The 13,380-nt window shown below is 63.8% G+C and carries 14 protein-coding genes; 6 read left to right on the top strand and 8 right to left on the bottom strand.

Translation table 11 applies throughout. The features are described 5' to 3' along the window. The first annotated feature begins 4 nt into the window (after positions 1 to 4). The 3 genes from cysT to EB230_RS15990 are packed head-to-tail and all read left to right on the top strand — an operon-like array spanning position 5 to position 2,787. Entirely contained in the window at positions 5 to 856 is an 852-nt protein-coding gene (gene cysT, locus EB230_RS16000) for a sulfate ABC transporter permease subunit CysT (RefSeq protein ID WP_056571860.1), read from the top strand. Continuing rightward, the gene (gene cysW, locus EB230_RS15995) at positions 849 to 1,733 is read left to right on the top strand and encodes a sulfate ABC transporter permease subunit CysW (RefSeq protein WP_056571857.1); all 885 of its coding nucleotides are present in this window, start codon (positions 849 to 851) and stop codon (positions 1,731 to 1,733) included. Before cysT ends, cysW begins: the two co-directional genes overlap by 8 nt. Positions 1,734 to 1,746: 13 nt before the next feature. Continuing rightward, complete coding sequence (locus tag EB230_RS15990; RefSeq protein ID WP_056571856.1) at positions 1,747 to 2,787, top strand: sulfate/molybdate ABC transporter ATP-binding protein; 1,041 nt, start codon at positions 1,747 to 1,749, stop codon at positions 2,785 to 2,787. 16 nt (positions 2,788 to 2,803) lie between these two features. Here EB230_RS15990 and EB230_RS15985 read toward each other — a convergent pair whose 3' ends face one another. Beyond that, the gene (locus EB230_RS15985; protein ID WP_172373190.1) at positions 2,804 to 3,202 is read right to left on the bottom strand and encodes a type II toxin-antitoxin system VapC family toxin; all 399 of its coding nucleotides are present in this window, start codon (positions 3,200 to 3,202) and stop codon (positions 2,804 to 2,806) included. Beyond that, a complete protein-coding gene (locus EB230_RS15980) occupies positions 3,202 to 3,477 on the bottom strand; it encodes an antitoxin (RefSeq protein WP_172373188.1) in 276 nt (91 codons plus the stop codon). Before EB230_RS15980 ends, EB230_RS15985 begins: the two co-directional genes overlap by 1 nt. 224 nt (positions 3,478 to 3,701) lie before the next feature. Between EB230_RS15980 and EB230_RS15975 the strand changes: the two genes are divergently transcribed. The 3 genes from EB230_RS15975 (at position 3,702) to EB230_RS15965 (ending at position 6,612) form a co-directional block, all read left to right on the top strand. Further along, complete coding sequence (locus EB230_RS15975) at positions 3,702 to 4,688, top strand: sulfate ABC transporter substrate-binding protein (protein WP_172373187.1); 987 nt, start codon at positions 3,702 to 3,704, stop codon at positions 4,686 to 4,688. Between the two features lie 238 nt (positions 4,689 to 4,926). Then, positions 4,927 to 5,376: an Rrf2 family transcriptional regulator gene (locus tag EB230_RS15970; protein WP_027029809.1), complete on the top strand. Its 450-nt coding sequence runs from the start codon at positions 4,927 to 4,929 to the stop codon at positions 5,374 to 5,376. 99 nt (positions 5,377 to 5,475) lie between these two features. Beyond that, the gene (locus tag EB230_RS15965) at positions 5,476 to 6,612 is read left to right on the top strand and encodes a hypothetical protein (protein ID WP_172373185.1); all 1,137 of its coding nucleotides are present in this window, start codon (positions 5,476 to 5,478) and stop codon (positions 6,610 to 6,612) included. Here the strand turns inward: EB230_RS15965 and EB230_RS15960 are convergent. The 6 genes from EB230_RS15960 to EB230_RS15935 all read right to left on the bottom strand — a co-directional run bounded on the left by EB230_RS15960 (position 6,607) and on the right by EB230_RS15935 (position 13,337). Next, complete coding sequence (locus EB230_RS15960; RefSeq protein WP_172373183.1) at positions 6,607 to 7,155, bottom strand: gluconokinase; 549 nt, start codon at positions 7,153 to 7,155, stop codon at positions 6,607 to 6,609. The two genes, EB230_RS15965 and EB230_RS15960, sit on opposite strands and share 6 nt — an antisense overlap. Before the next feature lie 116 nt (positions 7,156 to 7,271). Continuing rightward, the gene (locus EB230_RS15955) at positions 7,272 to 8,258 is read right to left on the bottom strand and encodes an ABC transporter permease (RefSeq protein WP_155772460.1); all 987 of its coding nucleotides are present in this window, start codon (positions 8,256 to 8,258) and stop codon (positions 7,272 to 7,274) included. 14 nt (positions 8,259 to 8,272) lie between these two features. Then, positions 8,273 to 9,253 (bottom strand): ABC transporter permease, encoded by a 981-nt coding sequence (locus EB230_RS15950; RefSeq protein WP_056571838.1) that lies wholly within the window; start codon positions 9,251 to 9,253, stop codon positions 8,273 to 8,275. Then, positions 9,250 to 10,797: a sugar ABC transporter ATP-binding protein gene (locus EB230_RS15945; protein ID WP_172373181.1), complete on the bottom strand. Its 1,548-nt coding sequence runs from the start codon at positions 10,795 to 10,797 to the stop codon at positions 9,250 to 9,252. The genes EB230_RS15950 and EB230_RS15945 overlap by 4 nt, the downstream gene beginning before the upstream one ends. A 75-nt stretch (positions 10,798 to 10,872) precedes the next feature. Then, positions 10,873 to 12,000 carry a sugar ABC transporter substrate-binding protein gene (locus EB230_RS15940; protein ID WP_056571832.1) on the bottom strand — a complete coding sequence of 376 codons (1,128 nt, stop codon included), beginning with the start codon at positions 11,998 to 12,000 and terminating at the stop codon, positions 10,873 to 10,875. Between the two features lie 308 nt (positions 12,001 to 12,308). Continuing rightward, a complete protein-coding gene (locus tag EB230_RS15935; RefSeq protein WP_172373179.1) occupies positions 12,309 to 13,337 on the bottom strand; it encodes a LacI family DNA-binding transcriptional regulator in 1,029 nt (342 codons plus the stop codon). Between the last annotated feature and the right edge of the window lie 43 nt (positions 13,338 to 13,380).

Raw genomic sequence — 13,380 nt, 5'->3', positions numbered from 1 at the left:
CTTCATGACGACAGCACCCGCGCAGGCGGGGTGGCGGTTCAAGCAGCCGAGTGTCATTCCGGGTTTCGGATTGACGCTCGGCTTCTCGCTTGCCTACCTCACCCTCATCATCCTCATTCCGCTGTCCGGGCTGATCTGGCGCTCGGCCTCTCTCGGCTGGGTTGAATTCTGGGCGATCGCGAGCGATCGGCGCACCATCAATGCGCTGGAAATCAGCTTCGGCACCGCCTTTCTGGCGGCCGCCGTCAATGTCGTCTTCGGCACGCTCGTCGCCTGGGTGCTGGTGCGCTACCGCTTCCCCGGCCGCCGCATCGTCGACGCCATGGTCGACCTGCCCTTCGCGCTGCCGACCGCGGTCGCCGGTATCGCGCTGACCACGCTCTACGCGCCGAACGGCTGGATCGGCAAATTGCTGATGCCGCTCGGCATCAAGGTCGCCTACACGCCGCTCGGCATCGTCATCGCATTGGTCTTCATCGGCCTGCCCTTCGTCGTGCGCACCGTGCAGCCGATCATGGAAGAAATCGACAAGGAGGTGGAGGAGGCCGCCGCGACGCTTGGCGCCAACCGCTTCCAGATCATCACCCGCGTGCTGTTCCCGGGCCTGGCGCCGGCCATCATCACCGGCTTTTCGCTGGCCTTCGCGCGCGGCGTCGGTGAATACGGCTCGGTCATCTTCATCGCCGGCAACTTGCCCTACAGATCCGAGATCGCTCCGCTTTTGATCGTCATCCGGCTGGAGGAGTACAATTATCCGGCGGCGACCGCGATCGCGGCGATCATGCTCGCTCTGTCGTTCGTCATGCTTCTGGTCGTCAATCTCGTGCAGACATGGAGCCGCAAGCGCTATGGCTGATCCCGAAATCAAATCCTACGAGCCCTACCATGAGAGCCGCTCGGCGGCGGTGACCGAAAGCCGGCCGGCACAGGCCGTGCTGATGGCGATCGTTTTTGCCTTCCTCGGCGTCTTTCTGCTCCTGCCGCTGATCATTGTCTTCCATGAGGCGCTGGCGAAAGGCATCGGTGCCTATACGCAAGCGCTGGGCGAACCGGATGCGCGTTCGGCCATTCACCTGACACTGCTCGTCGCGGCTATCTCGGTGCCGCTCAACGTCGTCTTCGGCATCTCCGCCGCCTGGGCCATCGCCAAGTTCGAGTTCAAGGGCAAGGCCTTCCTGACCACGCTGATCGACCTGCCCTTCTCGGTCTCGCCGGTCATCTCGGGTCTGGTCTACGTGCTTCTGTTCGGCGCCCAGGGGCTGCTCGGAGAGTGGCTGAAGGCACATGGCATCCAGATCCTGTTCGCCGTGCCCGGCATCGTGCTGGCCACCGTGTTCGTCACCTTCCCCTTCGTCGCCCGCGAACTGATCCCGCTGATGCAGGAGCAAGGCAATGGCGATGAGGAAGCGGCGCTCTCGCTCGGCGCCAATGGCTGGCAGACCTTCTGGTACGTCACGCTGCCCAACGTCAAATGGGGGCTGCTCTACGGCGTCTTGCTTTGCAACGCCCGTGCCATGGGCGAATTCGGCGCGGTTTCGGTGGTTTCGGGTCACATACGCGGCCTGACCAACACCATGCCGTTGCATGTCGAAATCCTCTACAACGAGTACAATGCCGTCGGCGCCTTCGCCGTCGCCTCACTGCTTGCCGGGCTGGCGCTCGTCACACTGGTCTTGAAAACACTGCTCGAGATGCGCTACGGCGCCGAACTCGCCGCGACGCGCGGACACTGACAGAGGGATTTGTATGGAAGTTCGCGTTGCCAACGTGCGCAAGGAGTTTGAGCGGTTTCCAGCGCTCCATGACGTATCGCTCGACATCAAGTCCGGTGAACTGATCGCGCTGCTGGGCCCGTCCGGCTCCGGCAAGACGACGCTGCTCAGGCTGATCGCGGGACTGGAACGGCCGACGCGCGGCAAGATTTTCTTCGGCGACGAAGACGCTTCGCAGAAGTCGATCCAGGAGCGCAATGTCGGCTTCGTGTTCCAGCACTATGCACTGTTCCGGCACATGACGGTGGCCGACAATATCGGCTTCGGGCTCAAGGTCCGGCATGGATCCTCGCGGCCGCCGGCGCAGGAAATCCGCCGCCGTGCCTCCGAGCTTCTCGATCTCGTTCAGCTTTCCGGCCTCGAAAAGCGTTATCCGGCCCAATTGTCCGGCGGCCAGCGCCAGCGTGTCGCGCTCGCCCGCGCCATGGCGATCGAGCCCAAGGTGCTGCTGCTCGACGAGCCGTTCGGCGCACTCGATGCGCAGGTCCGCCGGGAACTGCGCCGCTGGCTGCGCGAGATCCATGATCGCACCGGCCACACCACCGTCTTCGTCACCCACGACCAGGAAGAGGCACTGGAGCTTGCCGACCGCGTCGTGGTGATGAGCCAGGGCCGCATCGAGCAGGTCGGCACGGCGGACGATATCTACGACACGCCGAATTCGCCCTTCGTCTACGGCTTCATTGGTGAATCGAGCTCGCTTCCCGTCAAGGTCGAGAATGGCGAGATCTGGCTCGCTGATCGCCCCATCGGGCTTGCGGCGCCGCACGCGCCCGAGGGTGATGCAACGCTCTATTTTCGCCCGCACGACGTCGAGTTGCTGGACGGCTGCAGCGGCTGCATCGCCGGCACGGTCGCCGCCAGCCGCCGCGTCGCCGGCACGCGCCGGGTGGAGCTCGAGATCGGCGGCGACCGCCAGCGGGTCGAGATCGAACTGCCCGTCGATCACCCGGCGGCACAGAAAAGCCGGGTGGCGTTCCGTCCGGGGCGCTGGAAGCTGTTTCCGGCGGCCTGATCTTTCGGGTCAGGCGCTATTCCAGCCAGTTCTCGACCTTCAGCTTCCGTATCCGGGCGAACTTCCCCACATTGGCCGTCACCAATGTGGTGCCCATCACGCAGGCGTGAGCGGCAATAAAAAGGTCATTGTGGCCAATGGGTTGGCCAGCGGCCTCCAACTCGGCGCGAAGCGCGCCGTATTCAGCGTCCACCGGTACGTCGAGCGGCAATACAGGGATCTCGGCCAGCAGATCCTCGACCTTCTTGAGCAGCTTGGCCGATCCCTTCCTGGCGCAGCCATATCGCAATTCGGAGGCGACGACGATGCTGGTGCAAACAGCGGCGTCACCTTCGCGCACCATTGCACTGGCAGCCTTGCCGGCCGGGTTTCGGATCATGTCGCTAATGACGTTTGTATCCAACATGAACCGCATCAGAAAATGTCCTCGGCTTCAACAGGCGCATCCTTGATCCCGGGAAAGTCGTCCTCAGGACCAAGCGGTGGCTCTTTCGCCCATTGGGCGAGCAGCGCGGCAAGGCCTGGTTTGCGGAGCGGCTCGATGACAAGGCGGTCGCCTTCGCGGCTGATCAGAACCTTGTCACCGGGGAGCTCGAATTCGACGGGAATACGCACCGCCTGGCTGCGGTTGTTGCGGAAGAGCTTGGCCTCCTTCGGAGGCGACGCGGTTGTATGCCGGTGCTGTGGCACGGTTGCCTCCGTTTGTATATGCCATATGTATATGCCAAATGATCGCCCTGCACAAGGAATACAGACCGAAACAATTGTCACCTGAAATAAAATTCTAAGGACTCGTTCTGTCGATCATATCTTTTCTCGCAGCAAGGGCGCGGAACCCTCGTGCATACCTCGCCGCGCCCCATGCGCCACGGCTATGGTTGCGCGATTAACACATTGCATCCGGAGCCCTTTTCATGAAGCGATTTTTCCTCGGCATTGCCACGGTCGCCGGCCTGTTCCTCGCGTCCTCCCAAGCCTGGTCGGCCGACAAGCTGCTCAATGCCTCCTATGACGTCGGCCGCGAACTGTTCGTTCAGGTCAACAAGGCCTTCATATCAGGGCATCCGGGCGTGACCGTCGACCAGTCGCATGCGGGCACCTCGGCGCAAGCGCGCGCCATCGCCGAGGGCCTTGGCGCCGATGTCGTCACCTTCAACCAGGTCACCGACATCGATTTCCTGGTCAAGAAGGGGTTCGTATCCGCCGACTGGCAGAAGGATTTTCCCGACAACGCATCGCCCTTCTACTCACTGCCCTCGTTCCTTGTCCGCGCGGGCAACCCCAAGCACATCAAGGACTGGAACGATCTGGTGCGCGACGACGTGCAGGTGATCTTCCCCAACCCGAAGACCTCCGGCAATGCGCGCTACACCTATCTGGCGGCCACGGCCTACGCCAAGGAAGCCTTCAAGGGCGACGGCGCCAAGGTGAAGGAGTTCATCACCAAGCTGTTCAACAATGTTCCGATCTTCGACACGGGCGGTCGCGCCGCGACCACCACTTTCGTGCAGCGCGAAATCGGCGACGTGCTGATCACCTTCGAATCCGAGACGCGCGGCATCCGCAAGGAGTATGGCGACGACAAGTTCGAGCAGGTCACGCCTTCGGTCAGCCTGCTGGCCGAATTCCCGGTGGCGATCGTGGACAAGGTCGCCGACGAGCACGGCACGCGCGACCTGGCCAAGACCTATCTCAACTTCCTCTACACGCCCGAAGGCCAGGACATCCTCGCACAGAACGGCAACCGCGTGCGCGACGCGGCCGTCGCCGCCAAATACAAGGCCGACTTCCCCGAGGTGCGCCTGCTGACCGTGGAAGACGTCTTCGGCGGCTGGGACAAGATCCAGAAAGAGCATTTCGCCGCCGGCGGCCTGCTCGACCAGGCCTATGGCAGCCGCTGAAGGCTCGCGGCACATATTGAGCAGACAAAGACAGCCGGCAATGAGCCGGCTTTCTTCGTTTTTGCCTTCGCCGGCGCCAACCCTGCGAAACGTTACAAAGAATCAACGCGTTCGTGCCTAACGTGCCATTTGGCGTCTCGTTTTCGCAAAATACCACTGCGCGGCAGAACCGTCATTATTTGCACACAAACAGCCGCCAGATGCGGGGTGGTTGGGGTTTCAACGGGTTGACTCGGGCATGCTGACAAAAAAAGGCAAATACGGCCTCAAGGCCCTCGTGCATCTTTCCAGTCTCCCGATTGGCCAATTGGCCTTCGTCAACGACATCGCCGTCGCCAACAACATCCCGAAGAAATTCCTGGATGCCATCCTGGGCGAACTGCGCAATGCCGGCTTCGTCCAGAGCCGCAAGGGCAAGGAAGGCGGCTATCGCCTCGCCCGCCCCGCCTCGGAGATCAAGATCGGCCACGTCGTGCGCGTGCTCGACGGGCCGCTGGCGCCCATTCCCTGCGCCAGCCGCACGCAGTACCAGCGCTGCGAGGATTGCGACGAAGCGACCTGCCAGGTCCGGCACATGATGCTGGAAGTGCGCCAGGCGATCGCCGAGGTGCTCGACAACAGAAGCCTCGCCGCCATGCGCGATGCCGATAACGACGATTTCCCGGTCGAGCTGTCCTCGCAAATCTAGACCGACGGCTGGCGAACACCGTTCATCCCCGTGAGATTGCGCGATGCGCGCAGGCGCATTAAAGCGGTCCTGCAACAGGAACAGATGGACGCCCGCAGGATGAGGCTGTCGACGTTCGCGAAATCCCGAAACGCTGCCCGCGGACCGACCCCCACGGCCAGGTTCCAGACTGAAATCATCGCCGATATCCGCGTGCCGGAAAGGGCTGAGGACGTGCGCTTCTTCAGCCGCAGGATCGTCCGCCCCGGCAAGGTGCGCCGGTTCTCGAACCAGGATCTGCGCGAAACCCTCCTGGCCGCCTTTTATCTCATGGTCGCGGCCTCAGTGCCGGTGCGCTGGTGGGCACCGATTTGCGATCGGATGTCCAGGCTTCGCCTCAAACGCCACATGCGCAAGCAATTTCCAGGCTACGCGGCCGCGACGCGCGCGGTGCTTGGCGGCGGCATCGACGCACGCAAGCTGTTCGAGGCATTGCTCGTGGCACGCCACCGCCGCCGGCTGCAGCTTGCAGCGCACATCGCCGGTTTCCGGTGGTCCCCGATTGTCCGGCTGGAGGGACAGGAAGGACTGCAGGCGGCACTGCGGCGCGGCCACGGCGCCATCATCTGGTGCGATCAGTTCACCTCCCAGACCATCTTCGGCAAGCGCGCCCTGCACGAGGCGGGCATCGAGGCGCATCAGGTGAGTGTCAATTCACATGGTGTCTCGGAATCGAGGTTCGGTCTGCGTTTCCTGAACCCGCCGATGGTCAAGGTCGAGAACCGCTACCTCAAGAGCCGTATCGTCTTCGAGCGCGACGATGCCTATCAGGTCACCATCCGCATCCAGAAGATCCTGAAGCGCAATGGCGTGGTGCTGATGACCAACACCATCCATGCGGGCTCGACCTTCACCGAGGTCGCGATCGGCGAAGGCGGCTGGACGCACCTTGCTTCCGCGCCGGCGAACTTCGCCGCAAGAGGCAAGGCGGCGCTGTTTGCCATGTCGACCTTCGAGACCCTTCCCTTCCGCGAATACCGGGCCGTCATCAGCCCGGAGTTGTTGCCGGCTGAAGCGGAAACGGGACGGGACGGAGCCAAGGACATGGTGCTGCAGGCACGCTATATCCTGCTCAAGCGCGACCGGCTGCTGGAAGCGCTGAAACAGTTTCCCGAACAGATGCTGATCTGGTCCAGCAGCCGAAGGCTGACGGATGCCCCGGACGATGCCATGACAACCGACGATGCCGGCTCATGACTTGGCCAGCAGCCGGATCGCTTCGGCAACGACATCGGCGACGGGTCTCGTCGCGTCGATCGTCAGGGCCCGCTCATCCCTGCCCGGCGGCTCCAGTATGGCGAACTGGCTGCCGACCAGGCTGGCCGGCATGAAATGCCCCTTCCGGCTGGCGACCCGCGCGCTCGCCGTCGCCGGGTCGATCTCCAGGTAGAGGAAGGTGATATCACGGCAAAAACCGCGCAGACGTTCGCGATAGCCGCGCTTCAGCGCCGAGCAGGCCGCGACCACGCCCTTCCCTTTGCTGGCCGATGCCGCGATGTGTTCGCCGATCGCATCGAGCCAGCCTTCGCGCAGTTGATCGGTGAGCGGCTCGCCGCTTGCCATGCGGGCGACATTCTCGGGCGGGTGCAGCCTGTCGCCCTCGATGAAGATGGCGCCCAGCGCGGCCGCCAGCGCGGTGCCGACGGCCGACTTGCCGCAGCCGGCGACGCCCATCACCACGATGGCCGGAGGCACTGAGACGGGGGGGCGCGTCGGCGCCTGCGCTGTTTCTTGGTCCATGGCTAGAGCATGATGCCGAAAAGTGTGAAGCGGTTTTCGGACGACATCATGCTCTATCTCCTTGATCTGGAGGCGGTTTCAGATTTCAGGTCAATTCGACCTGAAATCATCCGGCCCTAGCGGCTTGCCGGCGCGCGGCCGTAGAGCAACAGCATGGCGACGATGACGACGCCATAGATGATCTGCCGCCCCGCCTCCGGCATCTGCATGACCGACAGGATGGATTGCAGGAGCGTGATCAGGATGACGCCGGCAACGGTGCCGAGATAGGACCCGCGCCCGCCGAGGATCGAAGTGCCGCCAAGCACGACCGCGGCGATCGACGGCAAGAGATAGGCATCGCCCATCGACTGCGCCGCCTTGGAGGCATAACCGGCCAGAAGCACGCCGCCGAAGGCGGAGAGCCCGCCGGAGACGGCGAAGGCGATCATCACCACGCGCCTTGTGTCGATGCCCGAGAGATAGGCGGCGCGCTCGCGGTTACCGATGCCGTAGACGGTGCGGCCGAAGCCGGTGCGGGTCAGCACGAATACCATCGCGGCCCCGATCAGCGCCCAGATGATGACCGCGTTGGGGACGCCGGGAATGGCGAAGCCGGTGGCGAGGTAACGCATGGCGCCGGTGGCCGAATCCTGCGGCGAGAAGCCGCCGGTGTAGACCACCATCAGCCCTTGCGCGACGGCGTTGGTGGCAAGCGTGATGATCATCGAGGGGATGCGCAGATAGGCAACGCCGATGCCGTTGACGACGCCGATCAGCACGCCGCAGAAGATGCCGAACGGGATGGCCAGCGCGACGCCGACCGGACCGTAGGCGGCGGCCGCGCATGCCATCATGGCGCCCGCCGCCACCGCCCAGGGCACCGAAAGGTCGATCTGGCCGAGCAGGATGACCAGCATCATGCCGGTGGCGATGACACCCAGGAACGAGGCCACCTTGAGCTGCTGCAGCAGATATTCAGGCGACAGGAAGCTGCGCGAATAGAGGCTGCCCAGCAACAGCAGCACCACGATGCAGGCAAAAGCCGTCAGCACCGCCGGATCGGCGCGGCGGATGAATTTAGGCATGCGGCCGGCAATGCCGCCGTCGCTCTTCCCAACCATCGGCGTCGTTTCGCTCACAGGAACCACTCCAGCCGGTTGCGGACCCGAAACAGGGCGAAGGCGCCGAGGCTGACGGCGACCAGCAGGATAACGCCCTGGAACAAAGGCTGCCAGAGCGGATCGAAATCGAACACGAACAACAGATCGCCAATGGTGCGGAAAGCGAGTGCCCCGAAGATGGCGCCAATGGCGCTGCCCTTGCCGCCGAACAGCGAGACGCCGCCAAGCACCACGGCGGCGATCGAGAACAGCGTGTAGGAATTGCCGCTGGCATAGGCCGCCTCGCCCGTATAGGTGAAGAAGGTCAGGAACAGGCCGCCGATCGATGCCAGCAGCCCGGCCAGCGTGTAGGCGGCGAACTTGCCGCGCCGGATCGGCACGCCCGACATGTAGGCCGCCGTCTCCGACGATCCCGCCGCGTAGGCCGCCCGGCCAAGCACCGAGCGGCTGAACGGCACCCAGACCACCAGCACGATGGCGAGCAGCACGACGAGGCTCGCCGGCACCACGCCGAACACGCGGCCGGTCAGCGCATCGGCAAGATCCTCATTGACCGAGCCGCCCGGGAACGGCCGTAGCAAAAGACCGATGCCGTAATAGACGGCGCCCGTGGCGATGGTGGCAACGATCGGCTGCAGTCGTCCATAGATGACAATCGCGCCGTTGATGGCGCCGCACAGAAGGCCGACAGCCAGCACGGCGATGACGCCGAGCGCCGTCTGCGCCGGCGTGCCCACCACCAGCCAGGAAGCCAGGCAGTTGGTGAGCAGGAAGATCATGCCGACGGACAGGTCGATGCCGGCGGTGATCACCACCAGCGTCTGCGCCATGGCGACGAAGGCGAGCAGCACGCCCTTGTTGGCCGCCGTCTGCACCACATTGGCTGTGAATCCGGCCGGATGGTTCGAGGTGTAGATGACGAACATGACGATGAAGATGCCGAGCGCAAGCAGCGTTCCGCGCTGCTCGGCCAGCCAGTAGCGCCAATCTTTCACACGCTTGCTCCCAGGCCCACCGGGCTCTCCTCGCCATGGATGTTGAGCGCGCTCGATATCAGCGCCCGCTCGGTGATCTCGGCGCCGACCAGTTCGCGCTTGACCGCGCCATCGTAAAGCACCAGCACACGGTCGCAGCACCCGATCAGCTCGTCATAGTCGGTCGAATAGAACAGGATCGCCGCACCGGCATCCGCCAGCTTGCGCATCAGCTGGTAGATCTCCTGCTTGGTGCCGACATCGATGCCGCGCGTCGGATCGTTGAGCAGGATGATGCGCGGCTGGCGCATCAGCCATTTGGCGATAACCACCTTCTGCTGGTTGCCGCCCGACAGCGCGCCGACCGGAATGTCGAGACCCGCCGTCTTGATCGCCAGCAGACCAACCATGTCGTCGATCAGCCGCTGCTCGGCCGCGCGGTCGATGATGCCGCTCCTGGACAACCGGTCGAGCGCGGCAAAGGACAGGTTCTCGCGCACCGTCATTGGCAGCATCAAGCCTTCCGTCTTGCGGTCCTCCGGAATGAGCGCCATGCCGACGCCGTCCTGTCGGGCCACGGCGGGACTGCTGATGGTCACCGGCTTGCCGTCGATCAACACCTCGCCGGCAAGGCCGCGCAGCACACCGAAGAAGGCAAGCAGCAATTCGCGCTGGCCCTGGCCGTCAAGACCGCCGAGGCCGACCACCTCGCCCGCCCTGACGGTCAGCGAAATATCGTGCAGCCGGTCGGCCCAGGAGAGCTTGCGCGCTTCGAGCCTGGGGGCGGCGCTGGCCGCTGCCGCCACCGGTTTGGGCGGAAAGATGTGGCTGTATTCGCGGCCGATCATCAGTTCGACCACCTCATTGTCGCTCTTCGAGCCAGCCTTGTAGCTGGCGACGTTGCGGCCGTTGCGGAACACCGTGCACTGATCGGCAAGTTCGGCGATCTCGTTCATGCGGTGCGAGATGTAGAGCAGCGCCAGCCCTTCCGAGCGCAGCCGCTTCAAGACGCCGAATATCTTCGAGACATCCGCCGCCGTCAGCGCCGAGGTTGCCTCGTCGAGGATCAGGATGCGCGGTTTTCTGGCCAACGCCTTGGCGATCTCGACCATCTGCCGGCGCGACAACGGCAGGTCCTTGACCAGCGCCAGCGGATGGATGTCGGCCGCGCCGGCGCGGGCAAGGGCTTCCTCCGCGATGCGGCGCTGCGCCTTGCGGTCGATCATGCCGAAGCGTTTGGGCGGATCGGAAATGACGATGTTGTCGGCAACGCTGAGCTCTGGGATCAGCGACAGTTCCTGGAAGATGCAGACGATGCCGGCCTTGTTCGCCGCGCCGGGCGAAGCGAAGGCCACTTCGCGGCCATCCAGCATCATGCGACCCTCGTCGGGCGCCACGACACCGGCCATGACCTTGATCAGCGTCGATTTGCCGGCGCCGTTTTCACCGAGAATGGCGTGGATGCTGCCGGCTTCGACCGCAAGCTCGGCCTTTTCCAGCGCCCGCACGCCGCCATAGCGCTTGGATATGCCTTCCATGCGAAAGAGAGGAGCCGCACCGTCCATCAACCCTCCAGGGCCATTAAGGGATTGCAGGCTGGCGCCGCGGGGTAAGCCGCGGCGCCAGCCATTGGCCAGCGATTACTGGTTTTCCTTGGTCTGCCCCATGATTTCCTGGGCACTGAAATTGATGCCGCAGGTCGGGAAGGAATTGCCGACGAAGAAATTGTCGGATTCCTTCGGGAAGTAATCGGTACCTTCCTTCATGTCAGGATCCGTGGCGACAGCCAGCGGCAGCTTCACTTCCTGTGGCACCACCTCGCCTTCGAGTGCCGCGATCGCGGTCTTGATGGCGACGGCAACCTGGGCCGGACCGGAGCCGGCGGAGGTGCATTTCAGGCCATCGGCGGAATGGGCCGCGCAGAACTTGCGGAAGCCGTTTTCGGTTTCGCCGCCGAACGGCACGAACGGGTGCTTGGCATCGATCATCGCCTGCACGATGCCGGTATCGCCACCCTGGCCGGTGATGCCGTCGAACGGACCGTTGGTGGCGATGGCGTCGGCGGTCACCTTCTGCGCCACGCCGTCATCCCATTTGCCGGCGACTTCGGTGACGTCCCATTTCTTCCCGGAGGCGTCGAACACCTCGTGGATGCCATTGTGGCGATCGGTATCGACGGAGGTACCGGCCACGCCGCGCACCTCGAGGATCTTGCCGCCATTCGGCACCTTCTCGACCAGCCACTTGGCCCACAATTCGCCAAGACCCTTCTGGTCGACATTGACGTTGATGGCATCCTTGGTGTCGAGGATGTTGTCGAAGGCGACCAGCACGATGCCGGCTTCCTTGGCGCGCTTGATGACCGGACCGAAAGCGGTCGGGTTCTGCGCGTCGGTGACGATGGCGTCATAGCCGGAATCGATGAAATTGTTGATCGCCGAGATCTGCGCCGGCACGTCCTCGCCGGTCGAGACGACCTTGAATTCCTTGATCTTGGCCTTGACGTCGGGCTGGGCCGCATAGGCCTTGGCCGTCTGCACCATCTGGATGCGCCAGGTATTGGCGATATAGCCATTGGCGAAGGCGATGCGGAACGGGCCTTCCTTCTTCGGATATTTGAAGAATTTCGTGTCCGCGCCCCACGGCGCGAAGCAGTCGGCCTGGGCGGCGGGTCCGGATACGATTTCCGGGCCGGCGGCCATGGCGGCCGAGTTGAGCATGACGAATGCGCTGGCGGCAACAATGCCACCGACAAGTGACTTGATCATCGATAATCCTCCCGATTGCAGTTCTGATTTGTCGGTTCAGTTTATGGAATTTTCGCGTTTCCGGCTGGCCCCTCCGCCTTGCCCAGTCACGCCTGCCAGGTGCCGAAGACCTCCGCGATCCCTCCCCTTGCCGTCCCCATCGATCGGGGGGAAATTTATCATATTATACATAATAAACAAGCATGAGCTGTTGCTTATGTATAATAAACAGGTTCAACGCCTTTGCTGGCAATGCCCGATCAGAGAAAATGGTAGCGCTACCATGATATTGTGTAAAGCGCCATTCGCGGTCGTTCTCGAAAGTGTGTTCAGCGGGCCGTGCTCTCGCGGCGCTTGAGCTCGAAGCCGAGGTCGACGATGCGTTGCTCCGGCCGGTCGCCGGCGATCGCGGCCAGCGCCATGGCCACCGCGCGCCTGCCGATTTCGTAGCGATGGGTGCGGATGCTGGTGATCGAGGGAAAGGCCACCTGCATCATATCGAGATCGTTGAAGCCGACGATGCCTATCGTCTTCGGCACATCGATCGCGGCGCGATGGCATTCGAACAGCACGCCGAGCGCGATATCGTCATTGTTGCAGAACACGCCGTCGAGCGTCGGCATCTTGGCCAGGGCATCGCGAAACATTTCGCGGCCGAGCGATACGCTGGACAGCACCGGCGTGGTGGTGATCAGGCGCGGGTCGAACAGGCCGGCCTTCTCCATCGCGGCGCGATAACCGGCCAGGCGCCGCTGCGAGCGCGGATCCATGCGCGCGCCGATGAAGCCGATGCGGCGATAACCCACCTCGATCAGGTGCTCGGTCGCCGTCCTGCCGCCGTCGAGATGCGAGAAGCCGACCATCATGTCGACGGGGTCCGGCCCGGTCTCCATCACTTGCACCACCGGGCAACCGGCATTTTCCAGCAGTTTTCGCGAGGTTGGCGTCTGGTCGATGCCGGCCACGATCAGTGCCGCCGGCCGCTGCGAGCCGAACACCTGCAGGAGCCGCTCCTCCTCCAGTCCCGAATAATGCGTGTTGCCCATTTGGATGCGGAACGGGCTGTCCGATAGGCTGTCATAGATGCCGCGCACCACCTCGGCGAAGACGTTGTTGGTGAGCGAGGGCACCAGCACGCCGAACACTTCGGCGCGCGCCGAGGCCAGAGCCCGCGCATTGGGGTCCGGCACATAGCCAAGCTCGTCGACGGCGGCCTGGATCTGGCGGCGCAAATCCAGGCTGACACGCTCTGGCTCGCGCAGCGCGCGCGACACCGTGATGGCGCCGACGCCGGCCTTGCGCGCGACATCCGATATGGTCGGGCGGCCTCCGCCCCGGCGCGAGCGTGTCTTGATCATGGCCACGGCCCATGCGCGCCATCACCGGAACGCGCCCGCAACA

Source organism: Mesorhizobium sp. NZP2234, assembly GCF_013170765.1.
GTDB lineage: Bacteria > Pseudomonadota > Alphaproteobacteria > Rhizobiales > Rhizobiaceae > Mesorhizobium > Mesorhizobium loti_D.
This window is presented reverse-complemented; position numbering and strand designations above follow the sequence as displayed.

Excerpts from the sequence above, each read along its gene's own strand:
- EB230_RS15975 (WP_172373187.1), top strand. The coding sequence starts at position 3,702 with ATGAAGCGATTTTTCCTCGGCATTGCCACGGTCGCCGGCCTGTTCCTC.
- EB230_RS15940 (WP_056571832.1), bottom strand. The coding sequence starts at position 12,000 with ATGATCAAGTCACTTGTCGGTGGCATTGTTGCCGCCAGCGCATTCGTC.
- EB230_RS15960 (WP_172373183.1), bottom strand. The coding sequence starts at position 7,155 with ATGGACCAAGAAACAGCGCAGGCGCCGACGCGCCCCCCCGTCTCAGTG.
- EB230_RS15965 (WP_172373185.1), top strand. The coding sequence starts at position 5,476 with ATGAGGCTGTCGACGTTCGCGAAATCCCGAAACGCTGCCCGCGGACCG.
- EB230_RS15955 (WP_155772460.1), bottom strand. The coding sequence starts at position 8,258 with ATGGTTGGGAAGAGCGACGGCGGCATTGCCGGCCGCATGCCTAAATTC.
- EB230_RS15945 (WP_172373181.1), bottom strand. The coding sequence starts at position 10,797 with ATGGACGGTGCGGCTCCTCTCTTTCGCATGGAAGGCATATCCAAGCGC.
- EB230_RS15935 (WP_172373179.1), bottom strand. The coding sequence starts at position 13,337 with ATGATCAAGACACGCTCGCGCCGGGGCGGAGGCCGCCCGACCATATCG.
- EB230_RS15985 (WP_172373190.1), bottom strand. The coding sequence starts at position 3,202 with ATGCGGTTCATGTTGGATACAAACGTCATTAGCGACATGATCCGAAAC.
- cysW (WP_056571857.1), top strand. The coding sequence starts at position 849 with ATGGCTGATCCCGAAATCAAATCCTACGAGCCCTACCATGAGAGCCGC.
- cysT (WP_056571860.1), top strand. The coding sequence starts at position 5 with ATGACGACAGCACCCGCGCAGGCGGGGTGGCGGTTCAAGCAGCCGAGT.
- EB230_RS15970 (WP_027029809.1), top strand. The coding sequence starts at position 4,927 with ATGCTGACAAAAAAAGGCAAATACGGCCTCAAGGCCCTCGTGCATCTT.
- EB230_RS15990 (WP_056571856.1), top strand. The coding sequence starts at position 1,747 with ATGGAAGTTCGCGTTGCCAACGTGCGCAAGGAGTTTGAGCGGTTTCCA.